The 23,364-nt window shown below is 30.1% G+C and carries 17 protein-coding genes; 8 read left to right on the top strand and 9 right to left on the bottom strand.

The window, feature by feature from the left end; translation table 4 throughout:
• Position 1: 1 nt before the first annotated feature.
• The 3 genes from ileS to rpmG all read right to left on the bottom strand — a co-directional run bounded on the left by ileS (position 2) and on the right by rpmG (position 5,314).
• On the bottom strand, positions 2-2,704 hold the full coding sequence (gene ileS / locus NPA10_RS02245) for an isoleucine--tRNA ligase (RefSeq protein ID WP_256547101.1): 2,703 nt from the start codon (positions 2,702-2,704) through the stop codon (positions 2-4).
• Positions 2,705-2,943: 239 nt separating this feature from the next.
• Positions 2,944-5,040, bottom strand: coding sequence for a PTS fructose transporter subunit IIABC (locus NPA10_RS02240; protein ID WP_256547100.1), 2,097 nt, complete (start codon positions 5,038-5,040; stop codon positions 2,944-2,946).
• A gap of 112 nt (positions 5,041-5,152) precedes the next feature.
• Positions 5,153-5,314, bottom strand: a complete 162-nt coding sequence (rpmG, locus tag NPA10_RS02235; RefSeq protein WP_256547099.1) for a 50S ribosomal protein L33 — start codon at positions 5,312-5,314, stop codon at positions 5,153-5,155.
• Between the two features lie 352 nt (positions 5,315-5,666).
• Between rpmG and NPA10_RS02230 the strand changes: the two genes are divergently transcribed.
• From NPA10_RS02230 to NPA10_RS02195, 8 genes are all read left to right on the top strand, one after another.
• A complete protein-coding gene (locus tag NPA10_RS02230; RefSeq protein WP_256547098.1) occupies positions 5,667-7,568 on the top strand; it encodes an MIP family Ig-specific serine endopeptidase in 1,902 nt (633 codons plus the stop codon).
• A gap of 417 nt (positions 7,569-7,985) precedes the next feature.
• Positions 7,986-8,534: a 30S ribosomal protein S6 gene (gene rpsF, locus NPA10_RS02225; protein WP_256547097.1), complete on the top strand. Its 549-nt coding sequence runs from the start codon at positions 7,986-7,988 to the stop codon at positions 8,532-8,534.
• A gap of 46 nt (positions 8,535-8,580) precedes the next feature.
• Positions 8,581-9,171, top strand: a complete 591-nt coding sequence (locus NPA10_RS02220) for a single-stranded DNA-binding protein (RefSeq protein WP_256547096.1) — start codon at positions 8,581-8,583, stop codon at positions 9,169-9,171.
• Between the two features lie 43 nt (positions 9,172-9,214).
• Positions 9,215-9,460 (top strand): 30S ribosomal protein S18, encoded by a 246-nt coding sequence (rpsR, locus tag NPA10_RS02215; RefSeq protein ID WP_256547095.1) that lies wholly within the window; start codon positions 9,215-9,217, stop codon positions 9,458-9,460.
• 88 nt (positions 9,461-9,548) lie between these two features.
• On the top strand, positions 9,549-9,992 hold the full coding sequence (gene rplI / locus NPA10_RS02210) for a 50S ribosomal protein L9 (RefSeq protein ID WP_256547864.1): 444 nt from the start codon (positions 9,549-9,551) through the stop codon (positions 9,990-9,992).
• 4 nt (positions 9,993-9,996) lie between these two features.
• Positions 9,997-11,562, top strand: a complete 1,566-nt coding sequence (locus NPA10_RS02205) for a DnaB-like helicase C-terminal domain-containing protein (protein WP_256547094.1) — start codon at positions 9,997-9,999, stop codon at positions 11,560-11,562.
• A gap of 44 nt (positions 11,563-11,606) precedes the next feature.
• On the top strand, positions 11,607-13,049 hold the full coding sequence (locus NPA10_RS02200) for a hypothetical protein (protein WP_256547093.1): 1,443 nt from the start codon (positions 11,607-11,609) through the stop codon (positions 13,047-13,049).
• Positions 13,042-13,743 (top strand): uracil-DNA glycosylase, encoded by a 702-nt coding sequence (locus NPA10_RS02195; RefSeq protein WP_256547092.1) that lies wholly within the window; start codon positions 13,042-13,044, stop codon positions 13,741-13,743. Before NPA10_RS02200 ends, NPA10_RS02195 begins: the two co-directional genes overlap by 8 nt.
• A gap of 403 nt (positions 13,744-14,146) precedes the next feature.
• Here the strand turns inward: NPA10_RS02195 and NPA10_RS02190 are convergent, their stop codons facing one another.
• The 6 genes from NPA10_RS02190 to NPA10_RS02165 form a co-directional block, all read right to left on the bottom strand.
• Positions 14,147-16,117 (bottom strand): MPN338 family protein, encoded by a 1,971-nt coding sequence (locus NPA10_RS02190; RefSeq protein WP_256547091.1) that lies wholly within the window; start codon positions 16,115-16,117, stop codon positions 14,147-14,149.
• 1 nt (position 16,118) lies between these two features.
• Positions 16,119-17,837 (bottom strand): MPN338 family protein, encoded by a 1,719-nt coding sequence (locus NPA10_RS02185; RefSeq protein WP_256547090.1) that lies wholly within the window; start codon positions 17,835-17,837, stop codon positions 16,119-16,121.
• A 275-nt stretch (positions 17,838-18,112) separates the two neighbouring features.
• Positions 18,113-19,750 (bottom strand): arginine--tRNA ligase, encoded by a 1,638-nt coding sequence (gene argS, locus NPA10_RS02180; RefSeq protein ID WP_256547089.1) that lies wholly within the window; start codon positions 19,748-19,750, stop codon positions 18,113-18,115.
• 214 nt (positions 19,751-19,964) lie between these two features.
• On the bottom strand, positions 19,965-20,180 hold the full coding sequence (locus NPA10_RS02175; protein WP_256547088.1) for an NINE protein: 216 nt from the start codon (positions 20,178-20,180) through the stop codon (positions 19,965-19,967).
• 98 nt (positions 20,181-20,278) lie between these two features.
• Positions 20,279-20,776, bottom strand: a complete 498-nt coding sequence (locus NPA10_RS02170) for a hypothetical protein (protein ID WP_256547087.1) — start codon at positions 20,774-20,776, stop codon at positions 20,279-20,281.
• A 3-nt stretch (positions 20,777-20,779) separates the two neighbouring features.
• A complete protein-coding gene (locus NPA10_RS02165) occupies positions 20,780-23,362 on the bottom strand; it encodes a valine--tRNA ligase (RefSeq protein WP_256547086.1) in 2,583 nt (860 codons plus the stop codon).
• Between the last annotated feature and the right edge of the window lie 2 nt (positions 23,363-23,364).

The following is a 23,364-nucleotide window of genomic DNA, read 5'->3' as shown; positions in this document are numbered from 1 at the left end:
TTTAATTTGCTAAATTTTTAAGCACATTAGCACAACGTGGCGATAGATTTTGTTGGTTTAATTGTTCAGCTGGAAAGTGAAGTTTACAACGATCACAGATTGGTTGACTGGTTTTAGTAACCCGAACATCTTGTTCAGCTAAATCTTGAAAACTTAATTCAGCTACCATTAAATATTTGGTTAATTGCTCAGGACCAAAATGTTGAGTTTGGTATTTTTTATTGACTTCTACTTTAGCTTCAACATTACTATTAATAATTTTCTGGTCCCGAAGGCGTTCGGTTTCTTCGTATACTAAATCTTTTAATTTAAAGAATTGTTCTCATTTTTGTTGATCAAACGCTTGGGGTTTGATTCATGCTAAATCGACTCATTTTTCTAAATGAACTGATTCTTGTTTAGACGGCTCGTTTAAAACTTGATAAGCTTCTTCGCAAGTGTGCGGAAGAATTGGCGCTAACAAAACTAGAGCAGTTTTTAAAATCTTATATAAAACAGTTTGCACTTGCCGTCGAACAGGATCATTAGCCTGGTTACAATAAAGTACGTCTTTAACTAAATTAAAGTATCATGAAGAATAAAAGTTTAGAAAGTTTAGTAGTTTTTTAGTTGCACGGTAAAAACTGTAATTATCCAATTCTTGTAAATAGGCTTGAACAGTTTGGTGAAATTCAGCTAGGACATAATTATCAACTTCAGCTAACTGGGTTTGCATGTCAGTAGCTGGATTAAAATCTCCTAAATTAGCTAGTGAAAACCGGAACAAGGAGTTACGAATTTTACGGTAATTATCAATTGCTTGTTCAAAAATGGTTTTACCTAAACGCATGTCATCAGTGTAGTCGGTTGAAGCAACTCATAAGCGTAAAACATCTGCACCACTTTCAGCGCAAACTTTAAGTGGATCAACTACATTCCCTTTGGACTTAGACATTTTAAATCCTTTTTCATCAAGAATAAAACCATGGGAAATTAGGTTTTTATAAGGTGATTGCTGGTTCACAATTACTGAAGTAATTAATGATGAATTAAACCAACCCCGAAACTGATCACTTCCTTCTAGATACAATTCGGCTTGAGGATTTAAGTGATGGTGAGTTAGGATATTATAAGATGTACCAGAGTCAAATCACACATCCATGATGTCCTGAGATTTAGTTACACCTTTTAAACCACGGTTTTTAGGAGATAAAAAAGCTTCAGCTGATAATTCAAACCAAGCATCACAACCTTTTTCTTGCAAAATACTAATTGTGTACTTAATTTGTTCTAAATCTAAAATTGGTTCATTATTACCATCAAATAAAATTGGAATTGGTACACCCCATAACCGTTGCCGAGAAATACATCATTCTTTACGTCTTAAAACGGTATCTTGTAATTGTTTTAAGATTCATTTAGGATGAGAATCAATTGTTTTGCAAACGTTAATGATGTCTAATTTAATATCATCAATATTCACAAACCACTGGTTAGTCGCTCGATAAATTAAGGGCTTATTAGTACGCCAGTCATGAGCTACACTGTGTACAAACCGATCGTGGAAATAAAGAGCTTGTTTAGTTTGCAGTCATTCAATAATTAAAGCATTGGCTTTAGCATAAAAAACCCCTTTTAGTTCGGGAATTTTAACTTGGTGATCAAATTTACCATCATCATCAATTGGACAATAAATTTCGATCCCATAACGTTTACACACGGTGTAGTCTTCAACCCCAAATCCAGGAGCATTATGAACTAAACCCGTACCATCCGCATCAGAAACATATTCATCAACCACAACAAAATGTTCTTCATCTAATAAAGGATTTACATATTTTAAATATTCAAGTTGTTGACCCTTATAGGTGTGTAAGATTTGCGGATTATTTCATTTTAATAATTCAGCAACAGCAGTTAGTCTGGTTGCTGAAACAATCACTGTTTCTTGATTAATTTTTACTAAATGATATTCTAAATCGGGATGAACAGCAATTGCTAAGTTAGATGGCAAAGTTCACGGGGTAGTGGTCCAAATCATTAATTTGGTACCCACAGGAATTTCTAAAAAAGAAGTAGTTGTTGCCATTCCAACATAAATGGAATCTGATTCAGCATTTCCATAAATAATTTCAGCTTCAGCTAACGCAGTTTTTGATGACCATGATCAATAAACTGGTTTTAAGGCTCGAAAGACTAAATTTTTTTGAACCATTTTCATGAAAACATGTAATTGATCCATTTCAAATTGGTGGTTGTAAGTGACATAAATATCATCAAAATCACTTAACATTCCCAAACGTTGAAATTGTTCTTTCTGGTTATTTAATTGTTCAGTCGCAAAGTCTTTACAGTTTTGGCGTTTTTCAGTTGGTGTTAAATTCGGATCAGTATTTTTATTCTGTTTAATTAAAGCCCACTCAATTGGCAAACCATGCGTGTCTCAACCTGGAATATATGGAGAATAAAAACCTTGAAAGGTTTTAGTACGAACAATAATGTCTTTTAAAATTTTATTAACAGCATGACCAACATGAATATTCCCATTGGCATAAGGTGGGCCATCATGTAAAACTCATTGGGGATTTTTTTGATTTTGTTGTAATAATTTTTGATAAATTTGGTGGTCTTTTCAAAATTTTTGTAAAACTAATTCTTTAGTTCCTAAATTAGCTCTCATTTCGAAGGGCGTAGTTTGAATATTAAGCGTTTTGCGATAATCCATAATTCAATAAAATTCTTTTTTATGTAATGGTTTCTAATTATAAATGGCTAAAAACATAATTGCTTTTTTTTCGTGTTGATTTTAAAAACCAGATTCAAAATCAAGCTCAGATTTATCTTAATTAAAAAGAAACTATTACAATAAAGTTTACCAAATTAATTTAACTAAAAAATCAGCAATAAAAAAATGGTGAATGATAAATTCACCATTTTTTTATTGCTGAAGTTTGGAATTATTTTTTAGTGGATTGGGTTAGATTTATGTGGTCGCAATTTTTGACCAACACGTTGATAAAAAATTTTAATTTTACTTTCATTTTTTAACAAGAAATGCAAAGCAACCGCTTGGGTTAGAGTACCAATAATTAAAGCTAAAATGGTGAATAAAATCCCAAACCCAATTTGAAGATTAGTACCACTAAATAAAGTTGAACGAAATAAGGGTAAGATAAAAATTCCTCCATGGGGTGCTAAAGCATTAATCCCCAATGCACCCGAAATTAACCCAGCACTGCCTCCGCCAATAATATTGGCTAAAACCATCACTTGAGGCCGAGCAGCTGTAAACGGAATTGCTCCTTCACTAATAAAAGATAGTCCTAAAATTCAGTTACTTTGAGCTGCTTTACGATCCTCATCAGATCAATATTTTTTAGAAACAATGGTTGATAAAGCAATTCCTAACGGAGGAATCATCCCAGTAATAATAGCAATTCCCATTGGTAATGAACCCGTAGTTGAACCATTTTTAACTGCTTCTGCTAAAGAAAAAGTGCCAAAAATATAAGCAGCTTTATTGATTGGTCCCCCCAAATCAGTTGCCATCATCACCCCAATAATTAAACCTAATAAAAATCCAATGTACTGGGAATTAGCATCAATTGCACCTAACATTTGGGAAAATCCGTAACTTAAGTATTGAAAAGGAATATTAGCAAATCAGAAAATCGCAACAATTAATAATGTGCCAAACAAAGGCATAATTAAGATATTAGTAATACCTTGAGCATTTTTAGGCAATCGATTAAACACGTGATTAGTTAGCAAGATGATGATTGCAGCAGCTAAAAAAGCACCGCCAATGGCTCCAAAAAAGCCAGAACTAACTCCAGTAATTGCTTCAGGAGCATTAATTGTGCTTAACAATTTATTCATTGACCCATTAGAAATTAATCCGACCATGAACCCAGGTAATAATCCAATTTTACCCACCATGGCAAAAGTGATATAAGCCGATAAAATTGGGACAATCAAACCAAAGGCCATTTCTCCTCCGATTGTATTAAACCATCGGGAAGTAGCAAACATTTTTCCAAAATTAGCATCAATGGCATTAATTTGACCCTGTACACCCAACTGCGCTAAATCAATAATAAAGCCTAGAGCAATTAAAATTCCTCCAAAGATCACAAAGGGCAACATGTAAGAAACCCCAGTTAAAAGGGACCGATAAGCCTTTTTGCCAAATCCATCGAACGATAAGCGTGAATCATCACTACCTAATCCTCCACCACTAGTAATATTTTTTAGTTGTACTCCAGTGCGGTTTTTAACTTGGTCAAATAATTTCGCTGGTTCATAAATCGCTTTGCGGGTTGTGGTTTCTACAACATTAGTGTGTTTAGCAAATCGGGAAGTATCAATGGAACGATCAATTGCTAAAATGATTCCCCCAGCATTATCAATTTCTGCTTGGGTTAAGCTATTTTTGGATCCTTCAGTGCCTTGAGTTTCTACTTTAAGCCGGACATTTGCTTCTTTGGCGTAATTTTCTAAGGCTTTAGCAGCTAGAAAAGTGTGAGCAATTCCGGTTGGGCATGATGTTACAGCAACAACATCGTATTTGGCATTAGGATCATTATTAATAACAGGGGTTGATGCATCAGTTTCAGCTGTTTCAATTACAGCTAGAACATCATTTTTATTTTTAGCAGTTAATAATTTTTCACGATTTTTTTCATTTAACAATAAATTTGATAACTGCATTAAAGCATCGATGTGTTGGTTATGACCTCCTGTTTTGGTCATGGCAATTCCAAAAATTAATTCAACTTTTTGGTTATCAATTGCTGCTCAATCAACAGGAGTTGTTTTTGCAAAGAAAATAACATTTTCAGTCATTACATCATGCAAAATATGCGGGATAGCAAGTTTATCTCCCATGCCGGTTGAAGCTTGGTTTTCACGGTCTTGAAATAATTGGTAAATGGTTTCAGAATCACGACCATATTTGTGAAGTACTAATTGATTACTGAAAAATTTTAAAGCTTCTTGTTTGGAACCAAATTTGGTGTCAACAAAAATTAAGTTAGATTTAAGTAATTGGGAAATTTTCATAAATTACCTGATTGATAAATTGAATACAAAAAAATAAAACACTCAGAAAATAAGTGTTTTGTTTTTTTGGAATAATAATGCACAAAAAAAGATAAACTAAACAGTTTAAAAACTATTTACGTTTTGTTTCTTTGTGAACAACCGCGTGTTTACAACGGTTGCAATATTTATTTAATTCTAATTTTTCAGGATGTTTCTTACTATTTTTTTTAGTAAGATAATTGATTTCTTTGCAATCACTACATTGTAAGCGAATGCTTCGTTTAATTGCCATAAGATCTGTTCTACTTTTTAAATTAAATATAAAATGAATATGTGAAAAAATTTTAAAAATGTGGCTTTTATTTAAAAAAATTCAATAAAAAATACACTACCAAGCAATTTTACAGCATTTTTAAATGATTTCCCAAAATAATTTAGCGCCTCTAACACTTTTTAGTTTTAAGATAATGCACTAAAAATAATTTTTAATCCCCAGTTTAATTTTGATCAGTTGTGAAAATAACGTTGCAAATGAACATATTTTGTTACAATGGTTGGGATTGTGTTATGTATAAAAGCAAAGTTAGTAGGTTCTAATAATGATAAAGAAAAAAACCAAAAAGTTCTTGATTTTCGGACTGTTTGTGCTCCCAACAATTCTTTCGGCGTGTTCTAATGCTGATTTTCAAGGTACATTAGATAATTCATTTGAAACTACCAATCATAAAAATGATTTTCCTTGATTAACTAATCAACAAAATCCGAATGAAGAAATTCAAAAAACTGAACCTAAAAAACCCAATAACACTCCAATTAAACCCAATTCCAACAGTTCTACTCAGTCACCTACTCGAGTTATTCGTTCAGGAATTCCTAAAAGACCAGTACGAAATATTCCTTTGACTGATGGGGTCTATCCTGGTGCCAATTATGGAGTTAATACTGCTGATGAAGCTAATTTAGGAACTTCTGGATGAGATCCATCTTTTTTTGGTGGTGACTACAGCAAAATTGACGAATTAAGTAATACTTTTAACTACTACACATTAGGAACTGAAAAACAGACTCATTTTTATCAAGATGAACTAAATTTACCAGTTAAAGATTCTCATTATCAAGTTGCTAATCAGCAAATTCCAGTTAATACACAATTTATTCGTTATCCTGAAACTAATAATGCTGTCAGTGTGGGTGATGATGGTAGTGTTAGTTTTGGTGGAGCAGGATATAGTGATTTAATTAATTCAACTTTATTTCCACGACCTGCTTACCGAATCAACGGAATGATTGCTAATGATTATTATGATTCCATTTTTAAATCATCTGTTTCATTATATTTCTTAAACGAAACTACCCAAACTAATCCAACTCCAGATGATCTTCAGGGAGAAAAGGGTCCTGGGCCAAAATATGGGACTGGTTGATTCCTTGATTACAAACTAACCAATGATGGATCATACCCTATTGTTTGATACCTTGCAACCAATGTTCATGTTGCTAAAAATTTATACAATGATAAAAGTTATGGTAAGTATAAACAAGCTTCTGAACACAATAAACTAAAAACCCAACACTTTCGCATGACTCGTTTTTTTGGTTATCAAAAAAACAACAATATTCCTGATTATAGTGGGGCGGATAATGATGAAAATTTCTCTCGACCACCTAAAGTTATTGGCTATAACACTACACCAACTGAATCTAACAGTAGTGTAGGTTTTGATTTAGATCATGTGAAATTGCTGTACATGGCTGATGATTTTTTAAAAACCAGACCTCATGATTTTTCTCCTGATATTTTCCAAGAAAGTGATGAAGAATTTTTAGATTTCGCTGTTTTGGAAGTGACATTTAAAAATGCTGATGATGCGAAATTTTATACTAATGATTATGCTAATTGGGGTGATAAGCAGTGAAAATTTCGGGCTAATTCTTACATTACTGATCCAAGTTTATGAAGGGATCCGCAATTTTATGTTTTAGGTTTTCCATACCAAACTGATTTACAAATTGCTAGCAATAAACCAGCATATGAATCATCTTTACTTCCTGTTGCTTATTCTGTTTACAACAAACGTAAATATCCCGATGAAAAAATCATCGATCAAGGAACTCCGTTTTCTAATTCTAGATGAAGTACCAGTGTTCAGGGGTATGAAGGTATTTTAAATCCCGCATTAGCTCTAAAAAATGTACCATTTCAAATTTATGGTAAAAAACACTATTTTGGTGGTTTATCTTATGCTGTGCGGGATGCTGGATTAGGAGCGGGTTCTTCAGGATCAATGATGGTTAATAAAAATCGAGAAATTTTTGCCATTCATCACGCTGAATGAAACAATGGTGGAATTGGAATTTCTCAAGCCTTAAAGTCTGAACGGTATTTGTATAGTAATTTAAAAAATTATTATATTCCTGATTATGATATTGTTCATGGTGGAGGGTTGGATCAGAAAACTTCTTATTATCAAGCTTTATTAGAACATCATTCAGACTACAAAACTCATTTATTTCCTAACGGATTACAACACAGATCCCGAAGATAAGGTTTAAGACTGATTTTTTAATCGAAAATTTTTAAAATAATTGCCAATTCAATTTCGAATTAGCAATTATTTTTTTGTTTAGTCAAGACTTTTGGAACAAAGATTATTAAACGCATTTTCTTGAAAGTTTTTCAACCGAAATTGAGTAAAAACCTAGATTTTTAAGTAAATAAATCAAAAGATTAAAAGAAAAAAGTGTAAAATTGTTTGGTATTCAATTTAATAAAAAATTAGCTATTTAATAAAAGTATCACTAATTATAGAAACATTGTTAGCTAATTGCTCTGCGATATTTTTCAATGCAGTTTTATGTAAATTGAAACTTTATATCCTTAGCCTATTATCAATTGGTTATTTTCAATCTAAAAATAATCAGTGAAACCGGGCCGGAACCCAGAAGGAATCAAAAATTAACACATGAACAAATATGAAATTATGTTAGTTGTTGATGGGGAATTATCTCATGAAGATTCAGATAAAGCCATCAGCAATCTAAAAAGCCTATTTACTGAAAAAAATACGACTAATTTTAAACAATCTGTTACTTGATCAGATATTTTAGCTTATCCAATCAACAAAAAAACCTCAGGTCATCGTTATTTATTAAACTTTGAATCTGATGATTTAAAAGCGATTGAAGAATTTACCCGTTTAGTTACAATCAACAAGCATGTTTTGCGTCATTTATTAATCAATGAAGAACGTAACTATGCTTACAAAAGTTTACATAACGCGAAAAAAATTAAGTCTGCTGAATTTCGTCAACGCAAGTTCCAAGAATATTTATTGAACAAACAACGCGAAGCTGCTGCTCAAGAAGCTAAAGAAGTGCAAAACGCAAACGTTGTGGAAGCAAAAAAACGTGAAGTTCGTGACTATAAAGGCTTGGACACTCAATCAACTACCACTAAAACTTTAGAACGCGAAGCAAAATTAGAAAAAACTGAAACTTCTAATGAAGAATAGTTCGGTTTTTTTACTAAATTTGAAGCAATAAAAGGATTGTATTTTTGTGTTACCAAAAGTTTATTTAATTGGCAATTTATCACAAGATCCTGTTATGGGAATGAGCAATAGCGGGGTAAAATACGCTCGGATTTCTGTTGCTTGTTCGGGAATTCCGACTAAAAACAATCCCAAACCACCAGCAAATTATTTCAGTATGGCAGTTTGACGCGGAACTGCTGAATTTGTGGAAAAATACTTGAAAAAAGGTGATGGGGTTTTTATTGAAGGAAATTTAACCGTTCGAACCTACACCAATAGTGATGGTCGAGTTGTTTATTCAACCGAAATTAGTGTAATTCAACTCCAAGTGACTAATCGTCGTTCTGGTGGTTTTGGTAATAATCAAGCAAACAATTATAGTAATGCTAGTTCTAGCAACTATAAAAGTTATGATAAAGAAACACCTGTTAATCAACCTGTAATTAATGATTACAACAATTTTAACGATGAAGATTTTACTGGAGTAAATGTTCCCAGTGATGAGAGCGAAATTGTTAGTACCACAAAGATTAATTACCAAGACATTAAGCCAATTAGTTATTCTGATGATCAAGATGAAGAAGATGCATCCATTTACGATGAATTATTTTCTTAATCAAAAATTAAAATCTTTTTTAATAAATAAATAGGAACAGAAAATGTTAAAACAAAAAACTCACTCAAAACGCAAAAAATTTGCAGCTAAACGCATTTGTTTATTATGTAAAAAAGGTCAATTTTACATCGATTATAAAGATGTAACTTTATTGAAACGTTACTTGAAAACCAATAATAAAATTTCAAGTTCTAAAATCACTGGAAATTGTGGTTCTCACCAACGTCAAATTTCTAACGCAATTAAACGAGCCCGCATTGTTGCCTTATTACCATTTGTTGCTGAATAAAAAATAATCCACAATTAAATAAAACAATTGTTGCATTGCAACAATTGTTTTGCTTTAATATAAAGACTAATGGAGGATATACTTATTGATGAAAGTATTTTTATTAGAAGATGTTCCTAACGTTGGCAAGAAACACCAAATTGTTGATGTGCGTGATGGTTATGCCCGTAACTTTTTGTTGAAAAAAAATTTAGCAAAAGTTTATGCAGCAAATAATCGCAAAGAAATTGATGCCATTTTAAACCAACAGCAATCACTGGCTGATGAAAAATTATTGAAAAATAGTTTGCTGAAAAAAACCCTTGAAAATTTGGAATTAGTTTTTAGTTTAAAAACTCATAACAATAAAGAATTCCACCGCATCACCCACCATGACATCATTAAGAAATTAAAATCTGATTATCAGATTGAATTATCTAAATTTGTTTTTAAAAATCACCAGTCATTTACAGTGGGATCGCATGAATTAATTTTACAATTGGATAAATCAGTTGCCGCTACTTTAAAAATTTTAGTTAAGGCTGAAGCATAATCATATGAATTTTGAGAATGATAAAGATCCAAATTCATTTGATCTTGACGCAATGGAATTAGAATTGGAAGAGCTTAATGCTAATAACGAATTACTTGATGAAATTCCAAGTGATGATCTCACACCAGCTGATTTAGATCCTATTACCCAAAAAGATGTTGAAGAAGCAGAACGAATTGTTTTAAGTGCTTTAATTCATGACTATAAAACTTTGGCTTCATCTGATTTATTGATTCAAATTAGCATAGATTTATTTGCGAGTCGCAATGCGCGAACAATCTATCAAGCAGCAAATAAGCTTGAATTAACTAGAATCCCAATTAATTTAAGTACTGTCACCAATGAACTAAAGGCTTTTTATCCAACTGATACCCCTTCAAATTTACAAAATAACATTGTCTATTTGTCCAATTTGCCTTATGGGACTTTTATTTTTGATTTGCAACATCAAATCGACATTTTAAAAACTCATAGGACTAAAAACAATATTGATCTTTTGTGTCGCAAAATTTTAAAAACTTATGTTTCAATTGATCAAATTAAAACAATGACGAACGAATGAAGTCAAAAATTTGCGGATATTGTTGTTGATAATAATGTTAAATCATTTTTAACAGCTAAAGAAGTGGTGGAAGAATACAACGATTTAATTAACAAATCACTTTCTCATACTGATCAAAGTGATAAGTTTTTAAAAACTGGTTATTCGCTTTTAAATCGTAAAATTAAGGGTTTAATTGGTGGAGAATTATTGATTTTAGCAGCTCGACCCGGAATGGGAAAAACGACGTTTGCAATCAATATTTTAATTAATAATCTTGATGCTTTAAAGCGTGATCCTAGCGAAACGGATATCACAAAAGTTAATAAAAATGCAATTGGGATTTTTTCTTTAGAAATGAATAAAGAATCACTTCTAGAAAAAATGATCGCTATTCACGGTAACATTTTTTTAAACGATGTGAAAAAACCACTTGAAGGAATTTTACCCACTCAAGACCAACAACGAGCGATTAATAATTCGTTACAACAAATTAAAAACAGTAATATTTTGTTTCACGATCGAACCGATGTTAACATTAGTGAGATTATTGGTATTATTAAAACCTGAAAACGCGAATATAACTTGAAATTAGTTATCATTGATTATTTACAATTAATCAATATTACCCGGGATGAAGCCAGCCGGGGCTTAAATGTGCAGCAACGGATTGCGATTGTTTCACGAAGTTTAAAAACTTTAGCAATTGATTTAAAAATTCCAATTTTAGCTTTAGCACAATTAAACCGAAAAACTGAAGAACGCAAATCAGAAGATCGAGAACCAATTTTATCTGATCTACGTGAATCAGGTTCGATTGAACAAGATGCTGATATTGTTATGTTTTTATACCAGGAAGATAAGGCTTCGAATGATTTGGGTGGTGATATGGAAAGTAGTTTGTCCAATGCCAAAAATTATTTGAATCCCGAAATCACTTTAAAAATCGGCAAAAATCGACACGGAGAAATTGGTAACATTAAACTAGTTTTTAAAAAACCAACTGGGCGATTTGAAGACATTGTTTAAGTTTTTTATTTCTCTAAAAAATCAAGAAAAAAATTATTATTTTCATGAAAAAAGCTTTTTGAAAAAAACCAAAATTAGTTTTAAGTTTTTTAATTTTTGGTTTAACCACACCATTAGTTTTAGCCGCGTGTGGTCGTTCTGGGGGACCAGTAACCCGTTTAGTGGAAACAACCCTGTTTTATAAAACTAAAAACCAAGCTAGCCAAGTTGTTAATAACGAATACAAATTATGGACTAATTATGGTGATCCAGAAAATGTTAGTGAATACCTTTTTACTGACCAAAACGATACTAACAAACGAGTGAAATTAGGCGAATTAAAAAATCCATTAAGTATTGTTCAAGCTAATTTCTTTTCTAATTTAATTTCAGGTGCTCTAAAATATCAGAAATATGCTTTAGTGGCTCGGGCTAATTTATTACGTAATTACTATACTTATGTTAATGATCAAAATAATCAAGTAACAGCGGTATTAAGTGATGCAAATGCCATTCAAAAGTATTTGGGTGAACCTGAGGCATTAAAAAAATTGAACCAAGCAACCCCAGCTGCTGCTAAACAATTTCTCGATTATCAATTTAGTTTTGCTGAAGCTAATGTTTTAAACCAAGGGAACGGATTTGCTGGAGGAAGTCCAGGGATTAAATTTGAAGTTCGTTCTATTTATTTTGATTTGGGAAATTTAGAAAACATTGAATTTGTTACCAATCAAAAGGGTGATCAAGCTTTTATTAAATTTACTGACCCAGCCAATACAATCACCAATCAAACAGTGACCACTTTAAATGTCAATAACCAACCTCAGGAATTAGTTCGTTTTAACATTCAAAAATCAATTTATAATTATGGTTTTCGTTTAGACAATACTGGACAATATACCGAAGATCCTGAAGTTATTAATAATTATTTTAAAATTTCTGGTAACAGTAACTTAATCCCGCCCACATTGCAACATTTTCAAAGCACTGATTTTAATGTTCATCTAGCTAATTATGCTTTGTGAGCGAATGTGATCAAACCAGTTCAGCAAGAAGGGATTAGTTCTGCTGATGCACCAGAGAAAATTTTAACCAATCCTAATCCTAATAATTTGGGTTGAAATAATTTGGTTAATCAAACTAAATTCTATGATGATAGTTTGGTTAAACTTAGTCAAGAATTAAATCCTAATAAGTTTTTTAATCCCACTTCGCGAGTATTAATCCAGAATACTTATGGATATTACATTGATCAAAAAGTTTTCTTTCCTAATAATCGGGTAATTAATGATTTCCGTCAGGAAATTAAAGCTTTTAATGATGGATCTGAAAATACTTTTAATTGATCAGGAATCCGTCAACTTCAAGTGAATGATTTGTTGTTTAGTCTTTTCCCGGACTTTGAATTTTCCAATAATTTTGACACGGTTGTAGCCAAGTCAAATGCGGAAAACTGACTGAGTCAAACCACGGTTGAAGAAACTAAAAATAAAATTATTAATGGCTAATCTAATAGAATTTAAACAAAAATTAAATAATTTAATTAGTAAATTAAGTCCGGGATGAAAACAATTCTTCCTTAATATTAAACATGAACCATGATGACAAGAATTAATTTCTGAATTGGCACGGTTATATAACGCTTATGATGTTGTTCCACCACTAGATAATTTATTTCATGCTTTCTTTTTAACACCCATTGAAGAAATGAAAGTAATTATTTTAGGACAAGATCCTTACCCAACCCCAAATGTGGCAAATGGATTAGCATTTTGATTTGCTGAAAACACCCGAACTCCAGCTTCATTTCAAAATATTATTGAAAAACTGAATCAGGAATTTAGTACTAGAATTACTGGTTATTTAGATATTAGTAATTGGGCTAAACAAGGGGTTTTCTTGTTGAATGCTGCACTAACAACTGAAATCAACCAACCAAGTAAGCACCAAAGAATTTGAAATTTATTTTCAAAAACTTTAATGAAACATTGTGCTCATTATCATCCTAATTTAATTTATGTTGGTTGGGGTAAATTTGCACAAAACTTAATTAATCATGTTTGTACTAATCCTGAACAAAAGATTTTTTCTTCTCATCCTTCACCCTTAGCAGCTCATATCTCTTTTTTTAAAGTGCCAATTTTTACAAAAATTAATGAGATTCTTGAACAGCAAAATTTAAAAAAAATAGAGTGGTATTAATACCACTCTATTTTTGTAATTTCTGAAGTTTGAAAAATTGAAATGATTTATGTTTCAGTTTTTAAGTGGGATCAATATCAACATATACATCAACTTTTCAATATACTAATTTTAGTGCTGTCTATTCTTTTTTATTTTTTTCACCATAATTTACTTATACGCTAGTAAGTATACAATTTGTACATTTTACAATAAAATTCTATTATCAAATTTTGTGCATAATCCATTTAGTTCATTAACATGAAATTGTATATCATTTGTTTTAATGTCGCAATTAAAACAAAATGTAGGTTTCTGATCAGGATAAATACTTTTAATTTTTCTTAGTTTTTTAATATTCATTTTTTATTACGAATTATAAATTTTTATGTAATGTAAATAAATATTTTTTACATCAATAACCCTAATTAAGAGTTTTTTTAAATCTTTTAAGAAATTTTTTATTCTTATAAACTCGAACAATATAAATTCCAAAAATAAAAATTAAAATAAAAGCTAAAATTGCTGAAATACTAATTACAGTAATATTGGCTGTAGAATAACTGGCATCTTTACCAACTGATAAAACAGTATAAATCATGCCAAAAAAATTATTAAATCCAATAATTGCTGCAGTAGCAAAAGCAAAAATTAAAATTTTAATTTCATTATCTTTTCGAAATATTTTGTCTTTTTCATTAATTCGATCGATTAACAAACGAATAGATGATTTTAAATTATTGATTTCATCAATTTTATAAACAATATGCCGAATTTGGGGAATCCCATAAAATTCATCTTGTCAGTCAAAAATTAAATTTTCTAAAGTATTAATTTTTTCACGATACAATAAAGCATTTTTTTTGGGATTTAAATCATTGTCAAAGTCGAATTCAATGTCTTTTCGAATTCAATTAATTGATTGAGCATAAATTTGAGCTCAGAAATAATCATGATAAACATCAACTGGTTCTGTTTTAAGAATTAAGATAGTTTTTTCATTTAGATAAGTGGCAAAGTTGTAATTTAGCTCACAATTAGATTCTTGTACTTTTTCATAAAAAAGTGGCATAGTTTTGGAATTAAATTTATTAGCTGCTAATACCCGAAGTAATTGTCCGTATTCAATAAAATATCCATCTTCATCCATGCCAAATAATTGGGGGGAAATAGTCATTAAATAAAATAATTTCATCTTATCGTTTTCTTTAAAGAAACTGTCTGCTGAAATTAATAAATTATTTTGACTATCATGAAATTCAAATACTGGTAATGGGAAACCAAATGATTCAAAACCTCGCTCTGCATTCGCTCAAGTACTTAGTTCAATTAATTCTTCAGCTGATCTAACTTTTTCAATTTTTAAATCTTTCTTTTTACTAAAATAGTTTTCTGATAAAAAGTGAGATAGCTCATTGTAGTCTTGTACAGGATCTTGTTGTTGACGATTAATATTGGTTGGACGATTTAAAATTCCTAAAATAATTTCAGGACTTTCATTAGTGAAATAAATTCGTAATTCTTCATATAATGACAAAATAATAATCACTGTAATAACAATGGAATAAAATAAGGTATCTTGAAAATATTGTTTAGCAACTTGATCAAGATCAAGATAGTTTAAAAACTTTTTGTTAATGATTTCGACTCAATTATTTTTGATGTCATCAACTGTAATGTCAGTAAATTTTAATTTATCTGTTTTAGTAGTTCGGGCTGTTGGTTTTCGGTGAGAATCAAATGTGCCAAACAACTCCAACAGATTTTCTAATGACATTGGATAAAGTTGTTTTAGAATAAAATTCCGAATTAAAGTTCGTAAATAAATTTTTTGAACCGAAGCATCAAAACTAATTAGCTGATCTCAATCATAATTAAGTGAAAACCCACCAGATAAAATTTCATTATCTTCATCTAAATAAAAAGATAATTGAATTTGTTCAATGTATTTATTCAGATAGGATGATTGATTAATATCAATAAAAAAATTATAGCGTCGTTCAATTTGACTGTAAACAGCACCATCGATTTCTTGGGGATGATACTTATGCATATAGCCAATGTACACAGGATTGGTTTTAGTACTTTCGGGCTGTAATTTTAATAGTCCATCACTTGAACCACTAGTCCGGGCCATAATTTTTTGTAAAGCCAAATTCAGCATTAACTTGATTTTTTCAGCTTTAGTTAAATTATCTAAAGCATCCAATTCTTCTAAGTCTTCAGCCTTTAAATTTTTTTTAATTGCTGGTAAAACTTTTTGAATGAAAGTTTTGTTAGGATGATTATTTAAGCTATCAAAAAACTTAACATTAATGTCAGAAATATAAAAAGGAACAATTTCTTTTAATTTAAAAATCTCAATTGTTTGATCAGAAAAACGGTGTTTAATCATCCTATCGTCTCCTTCTTTTTTTTCACTGCGCAATTTTACGTTTTAAATAGAATTTATAAAAAATCACTAAAAAGCCAATGAATAAAATCGTTGATAAAAATGATCCAATGACAATTGCGATTAAACCATCGGTTGTTAATTCGGTTTGATGCTGGTAACTAACTGGTAAAATTGAATAAACTGTGGTGAAGAAATCCAAAATTCCAAAAATAGCAGCCATAATAAAAGCATACTGGGTTGTTGCGCGTTCTTTGGTTTTTCCAAAACTACTATCGGTTCGCATTACCCGGCGGATTAAAATGCGAAGTGATGATTCAAAGTTATTGTATTCAACATATTTTTGGACTAAACGTTTGATTTCTTTCATTCCGTAGAAATCGTCATTTCAGTCAAATTTTAAGTTATTAAGTTGATAAAGAATATCGCGTAATTTACTAGAATTGTTAATACGTGATTTATTAAATTTAACTTCTAAAACTCACAGTTTTCAAAACCGAGCTTGAGTGTAAATCATGCTTCAAAAATAATTATTAAAAACGTGTAAGTTAACATCAAAAACATTAACTCCTGTTGCAGTAATAGTAACGGGATTAGCGTTTTTAATAATTAATGATGACAAGTTTTTATTAATGAAACCAGCATAATCATAATTTCACTCACAAATATTATTTTCCACATAATCAGCTAATGTTTCTTCTAATAACATGTTAGATTGTAAATTAGCAATTTTTTCATTGTATTTCTCATAACTAATATGACGATCACCATCTTCATTTAGACCAAATAAAGAAGGGGCCATAGTTAATAAGAAAAAGGTTTTGAATTGGGGGTCATCTAAAAAAATATTTTGTTCTTCATCCATGAAACTAATATCGGCTTGACGGGTAATTTCATAGGCGGGAATGGGTGAGAGAAACGATTCGTCTTCGGTCTTAGTTCAAGCAGAATCAACAATGCTTTCAATATCTTCTAGATCTCTCACATCATCAGTATCAAATGTGGTTGTGTAGAATTTTCGAATGATTGCTACAACATCCATTCAGTCTTGTTTAGGTGAAAAAGTTTGATTTACATTCTTTAACTTTAAAGGTTTAAAAGAATGTTTTAAAATTTTTTGAGTAATTGCTAATGGTTTGGTGTTTTGAAAGAATTTACGTAAATCTTCATACATCATTAGTTGGGCTGATAAAACAATTAAAATGGAAAAAAATCATTTGTGAGTTTGTTTAGACGCAAACATTTGGTCATATTGATTAGGATAACGCTTTCTTAATAAAGCTAATCATCGTTTAAATAAGACCGGATATTTTTCTGTAACATTTGAATCACTTTTTTCATCAATCAAATCAATGATGTTGTTAATGGAAATTTTAGTAATGTTTTTATTAATGAAAACATTACTAACATCGTTGATAAAAAGTTGATCAGTAATTTGATCAAATTGATTCAATTGGGGCTTAGTATCACCCCAGTTAACTGAAAAACCACCCGCGACCATATTATTTTTTTCATCTAAATAAAACGATAATTGGATTTTTTCAGCGTATTCAAAAACGTAACTAGTGGGATCAATTAAAATATCAAAATTATATTGACGATTAAAGTCTTTATTGCCAATGATTTTGAAATCATTAACTTTTTCATAGTCAAAAACACATCAATTTTTTTCGAAATGAAAAATTGATGTATTTCGTTCTGCAAATTTTCGGCTAATTCGCATTAACGAACTATTTAACAAAGTTTTGATCGCGGTTAAAATTTTAACGTTAAAGTTAAAGTGAATTTTTTCATCGTCCAATTCAGTAGTATTATCTTTATTAAAGAAGCTAATATTATAAGTTTTAGGAATTAATGTGTAATCAAAATAGAATTTGTTAATGTTGTCAATGAAAAATGTGTATACATTTCTGATTTTTAAACCGTTAATTAATTCGATCCCATGCTAAAGTACCTCTGATTCATTTTAAACTAGAATTTTTTAATCTAATGATCTTCTTAATTTAGTGCCTGCATTTGTTTTTGGGGAGTAATTTTTAAAATAGCTAATCCGTTAAACAAAATTTGTTGAACAACATAAATTAAGTGTAAACGTTGTTGTTTTAAAGCTGCATCTGTTAAGTTGAGGATTTTGTTAGAATTATAAAAAGTATGGAGTAATTTTGCTAATTCAAACAAGTAATTACAAATTCGATGGGGTTCATAATTTTCTGCTGCTTGAATTATATTTGTTTCAAAAAAATACAAATGATTAATTAATTCACGTTCGATCCCAGTTGTTAATAAACTAAAATCAGTGGGTTGAAACTCAAAATCTGTAACTTTATTTAGAATTTGTCAAATTCTGGCATAAGCATATAAAACATAGTAAATGGGATTGGATGCGGATTCTTCTTTGATTAGATCCAAATCAATATCAATGTGAGTGTTAATAGACTGAGCGACTAAATATCATCGTAATGCATCATAGCCAATGATTTCATACATATCGCGCATTAATAAAGAATTACCAGTTCGTTTGGACATTTTGAGTTCTTGACCATTTTTAATTAGTCGTACTAATTGAGTAAGTAAAAAACTGACTTTTTCAGCTTGATTAATTGCTTTTAAAAAAGCTTGCAATCGACTCACATGACCATGGTGATCGCTGCCCCAAATATCAATGAGTTGATAATGGGAGTTTTTTTGTTGGATCCGTTGTATTTTATTTCAGTGATAAGCTAAATCTTGAGCATAATAAGTAATTTGCCCGTCTGATTTTACTAAAACTTCATCTTTATCATTGTTTAAGTATTGAGAGCTTGCAAATCAAAGAGCACCATCTTTGTGATAGGTATGATTTTTAAATTTAGTAAAAATCTCAGTAATTTCTTGGTTTTGATGCATTGACTTTTCTGAAAAAAAATGATCAATTTGAATTTGATATTGTTTTAAATCAGTTTTAATCTCTTCAAGAAAATAATCAGTTGCAAATTGCTCCAAAATTACGGGTTGATGATCTAAAAATTGTTGCTCATGAATGTGGTAAAAAGCAAGAGCACAACTGATAATTTCTTGTCCATTGTAACCGTCTTCTGGCATTAAAACATCAACACCACAAATTTGAAGGTAACGACAATAAACTGATTTAGCTAAATTATTGATTTGATTTCCCGCATCGTTGATTAAATATTCTGTATCAACTTGATAGCCTGCAAATTTTAATAAGTTAACTAGAGTATCACCAAAAATTCCGTTACGGGCGTGTCCTACGTGTAATAGACCTGTGGGATTAGCAGAAACTAATTCTACTAAATAAATAAAAGGTTTGGTTGGTTGCTGGCCAAAATCATTGCCTTTTTTTCTAATATTTTGTGCTAAAGTTGTGAAATTATTTAATTGTAAATTAAAGTTAATAAAACCAGGTAAAGCAAATTCAACTTTAGTAAATTCATCATATTTTCTGAGATGATTAATTAAAAGATTAGCTATTGTTTGGGGATTTTGCTTAATTAATCGGGCAACAATGATAGCCACATTAGTTGAAAAATCACCAAAACTAATTTTTTTGGTTTTTTCCACTTTAATAACAAAATCAGATGGTAGGTTATTAGCAACTAAAACCTTATGAATAATTTCTTGAATTCTTTTAAGCAAAATCAATACCTCAACAACAAAATTATCTAATAATTTTAATATAAATTTGACTGAAAACCTAAGTTTGAAACAAAATGAGATTAGAAAATAGTTAATTGCTTTAACTAAAAAAATTAATTAAAAACAAAAAATCACAATAAAAAATCTCCTAATAATGTTAGGAGATTTTTTAAATTTAATTATCTTTTAATTGAATTTTTAAATTAAATCGAAACTAAATGTAATTACCGTTACCGTCTCTTACTACACCAAAGATGCTTAAGAAAATATCAATTGGTCATCAAATGGCGATTAAACCAATAAAGATACTAAGAAATTTTAGAATGGCAATTTTTAGATTTCCCGCATAAAAACGATCAACTGCAAAAAAACCTAAAAAAATAGAAAATAAAATTAAAAGAATGCGAGATTTAGAAGATGAAGAACTCATATAATTTTTATATTACACTTAACCTTATTTTTTAATGTAAAAATTCGAATTAAAATTTAATAAACAAATTTTTCTATTGCTAATATCTTATCACAAATTTATTGGTTCGGATTTGAGTTTTGATAACCAACTTTATTTTGCTTGTATTTTTGATAATAAACAGCAAAATAAGAATGGGTTTTACGAATGTTGTAATTTAAATAAAATAATGTATCTAAAAGATAAATAATGAAACCAAAATTAACTCATCCCAAGAAAATATTTTTGGAAATTGAGGGATTAAACTTTCAAATATATTGATTATTTTTTCATCAATTATCTCTATTAGTATAAACATTAAAAAAAATAATCAAACCAACTACACTAAAAAAGAAAAGAATTGCTAACCCAAATGCAATTGAATGAATAATTTTATTATATTTATGACATTTATCAGCCAAGCGATTTGATAAATACTTCCGGTCGTTTCAGAAAAAGAAAATTACCCATTCAGTAAAAAGAATTAAAATTGGCAGCAAAAAAATAAAATTAAATGCCACGATTCTAGTAAAAATAATTTGAGTTTGAGATAATTCAATTTCAATGTGATTTGACATATTTTATTTTTGTAACTTTAGAATTAATTGATAATTTTTTAATTCTTCTTGATAATTTTTTAATTTTATTTTTTCTAGTTCAACTTTTTCAGTCGTTGCTTTTAATAAAAAGTTTTGGTTAGCCAAAATGTTTTCTGACCGTACAACTTCGGCATTTAATTTAGCAATTTTTTTATTTAAAATTTCTTGGTATTGTTGGGTTTGTTCGAATGAGCAATACAAATCGAACAAATAATTTTTAATTGCAAATGAAATCTTAGTTTGATCTTGCGCCGAATTAATCAGCTCACAATTTACCATAGCAAATAAATCAGTAACTGCAGTAATTTCTGTTGCTATATGATTATTTTTATCATTATTATGAATTATAAATTGTCATTTAGTATGATGATCTTTTAATTCGTTACGAATGTTCCGCACTGCTTGAATAAACTGAAAAAATCAAGGGTGTTCAGGTTGTTCAAATTCAATTAAAACATCAACTTGATTATAAAATTGATTGCTTGTTTGATGAATTTGATCATAAATAAATTCGGTTACAAAAGGAATTAAGGGATTTAGTAAAATCAGAATTTTATGTCAAATAAAACTGATGAATTTTTGACTATTAACTTGAACTCTATTTGGGAAATTAAATTTAATAAATTCAATAAACCAACCACAAAAATCATTCCAAACGAAATCAGTGATTTTTTTACTAATTAAATTAAATTGTAATTGTTCATAATGACGCAACAATTGTTTGTTTAAAGCTGCTAATTTTGCATAAATTCATTTTTCAGATCAATTTAAAGTGTTTAGATCAAAATTGGTATCAGTTAAATTGATATTTTTATGCTGTAAAAAATTGTAAGCATTCCAAAATTTATTAATGAAAGCACTAGCATCTTTAACTTTAGCTTCAACATAAATTAAATCTTCACCACTATTAGTGTTGTCGATAAAGAACAATCGGGTAGCATCAGCACCATATTGTTGAATTAATTCTTGAGGATCAACACCATTTCCCAATGACTTAGACATTTTTCTGTTGAGTTGGTCGCGAATTAAGCCGTGTAAATAAACTTTTTTAAACGGCATCAATTTTCCAAAAACTGCTCCAAACATCATCATTCGCGACACTCAAAAAAATAAAATATCTGTTCCGGTTACTAATACTGAAGTGGGGAAAAAATGCTGAAATCGGGAGTTTTGATTCTTATAAGTTTCAGTGGTGGTTAATGGTCATAGACCAGAAGAATACCAAGTATCAAATACATCCGAATCTTGAACCCAATCGCCCGATTGATCAGGAGCTGTAGTTGCATTTACTATAGCTTTTGTTTTTTGATTATAAAAAATCGGAATTTGAATTCCCCAAGTGAGTTGTCGAGAAATACACCAGTCTTCCATATTGGATAAATAATGAAACATTTGTTTCAAAAAATTATCCGGAAAAAAAGATAATTGATCAGGGTTTTGTTCCAAAATTTCTTTAGTTTTTTTGGCAACTACTGAAGTTTTAACGAATCATTGTTCAGATAACATGGGTTCAATAACAACATTAGTGCGATCAGAATAGCCAACATTATTAATGTGAGGTTCAGTTTTTAAAATATTTAGCCGCTTAAATTTAGCCACTAATTGCTGACGACAATCCGTTTTATCTAAACCACTAAATTCCAAACAATTATTTAACATTTTGCCATCTAAACCAATGCATTTGACAAGGGGTAATTGGTGATCTAAACCAATTTGATAATCATTAAAATCGTGTGCAGGTGTACATTTCATTACTCCTGAACCAAAACTTGGATCAACATAAGGATCAGTAATGATTTTTAAAGGTTGATTATTTGCGGGATTAATAAATTCAAGATTTAAATATTTTTGATAACGTTGATCATCAGGATTAACGACTAAACAAACATCACCAAACATTGTTTCGGGTCTGGTCGTAGAAACTTTTAGCTTAATTTCAGAATTAGTAGCACAAGTATAATCAATATGATAAATAACATCAGCTACTTCTTTGTGAATGATTTCAATATTAGAAATGGCTGTTTGTAAATGAGTGTCCCAGTTAACTAACTTTTCGGCCCGATAAATTAAACCTTTTTGATAAAGTTCAGCAAACGAATCCAATACTACTTGAACCGAATGATCATCTAAAGTGAATCGTTCATTAGTTTTACTTAAACAAAAACCCATTTTAGCTCATTGCTGACGAATAGTTTGAGCGTGTTGGTTTTTTCATTCGGTAATTAAAGCGTTAAATTCTTGACGGGTGTATTGGTCTTTATCAATTTGTTTTTCGCGTAGTTCTTTTTCGAATTTAGTTTGTGTCGCAATTCCAGCATGATCCATTCCACTGGCTCACAAAACATTGTATTTTTGTAATTTATAAAACCGAATCAACATGTCTTGTAAAGTGCCGTCTCAAGCGTGACCTAAATGTAAAATACCTGTTACATTAGGGGGTGGTAAAACAATGGAAAAATATTTGGTTTGATCAGAAGCAATTGTTCCAATTGCCAAATTTTGTCAGCCACTGGGAATTTGGTTTTCGATTTGTTGGTGTTGATAAAAATTAATCGGTTTAGACATAA

It is taken from the genome of Mycoplasmoides fastidiosum, assembly GCF_024498275.1.
In the GTDB taxonomy this organism is placed as follows: domain Bacteria; phylum Bacillota_I; class Bacilli_A; order Mycoplasmatales; family Mycoplasmoidaceae; genus Mycoplasma_N; species Mycoplasma_N fastidiosum.
Note: the sequence above shows the minus strand (reverse complement) of the source record. Positions and strands in the feature narration are given on the sequence as shown.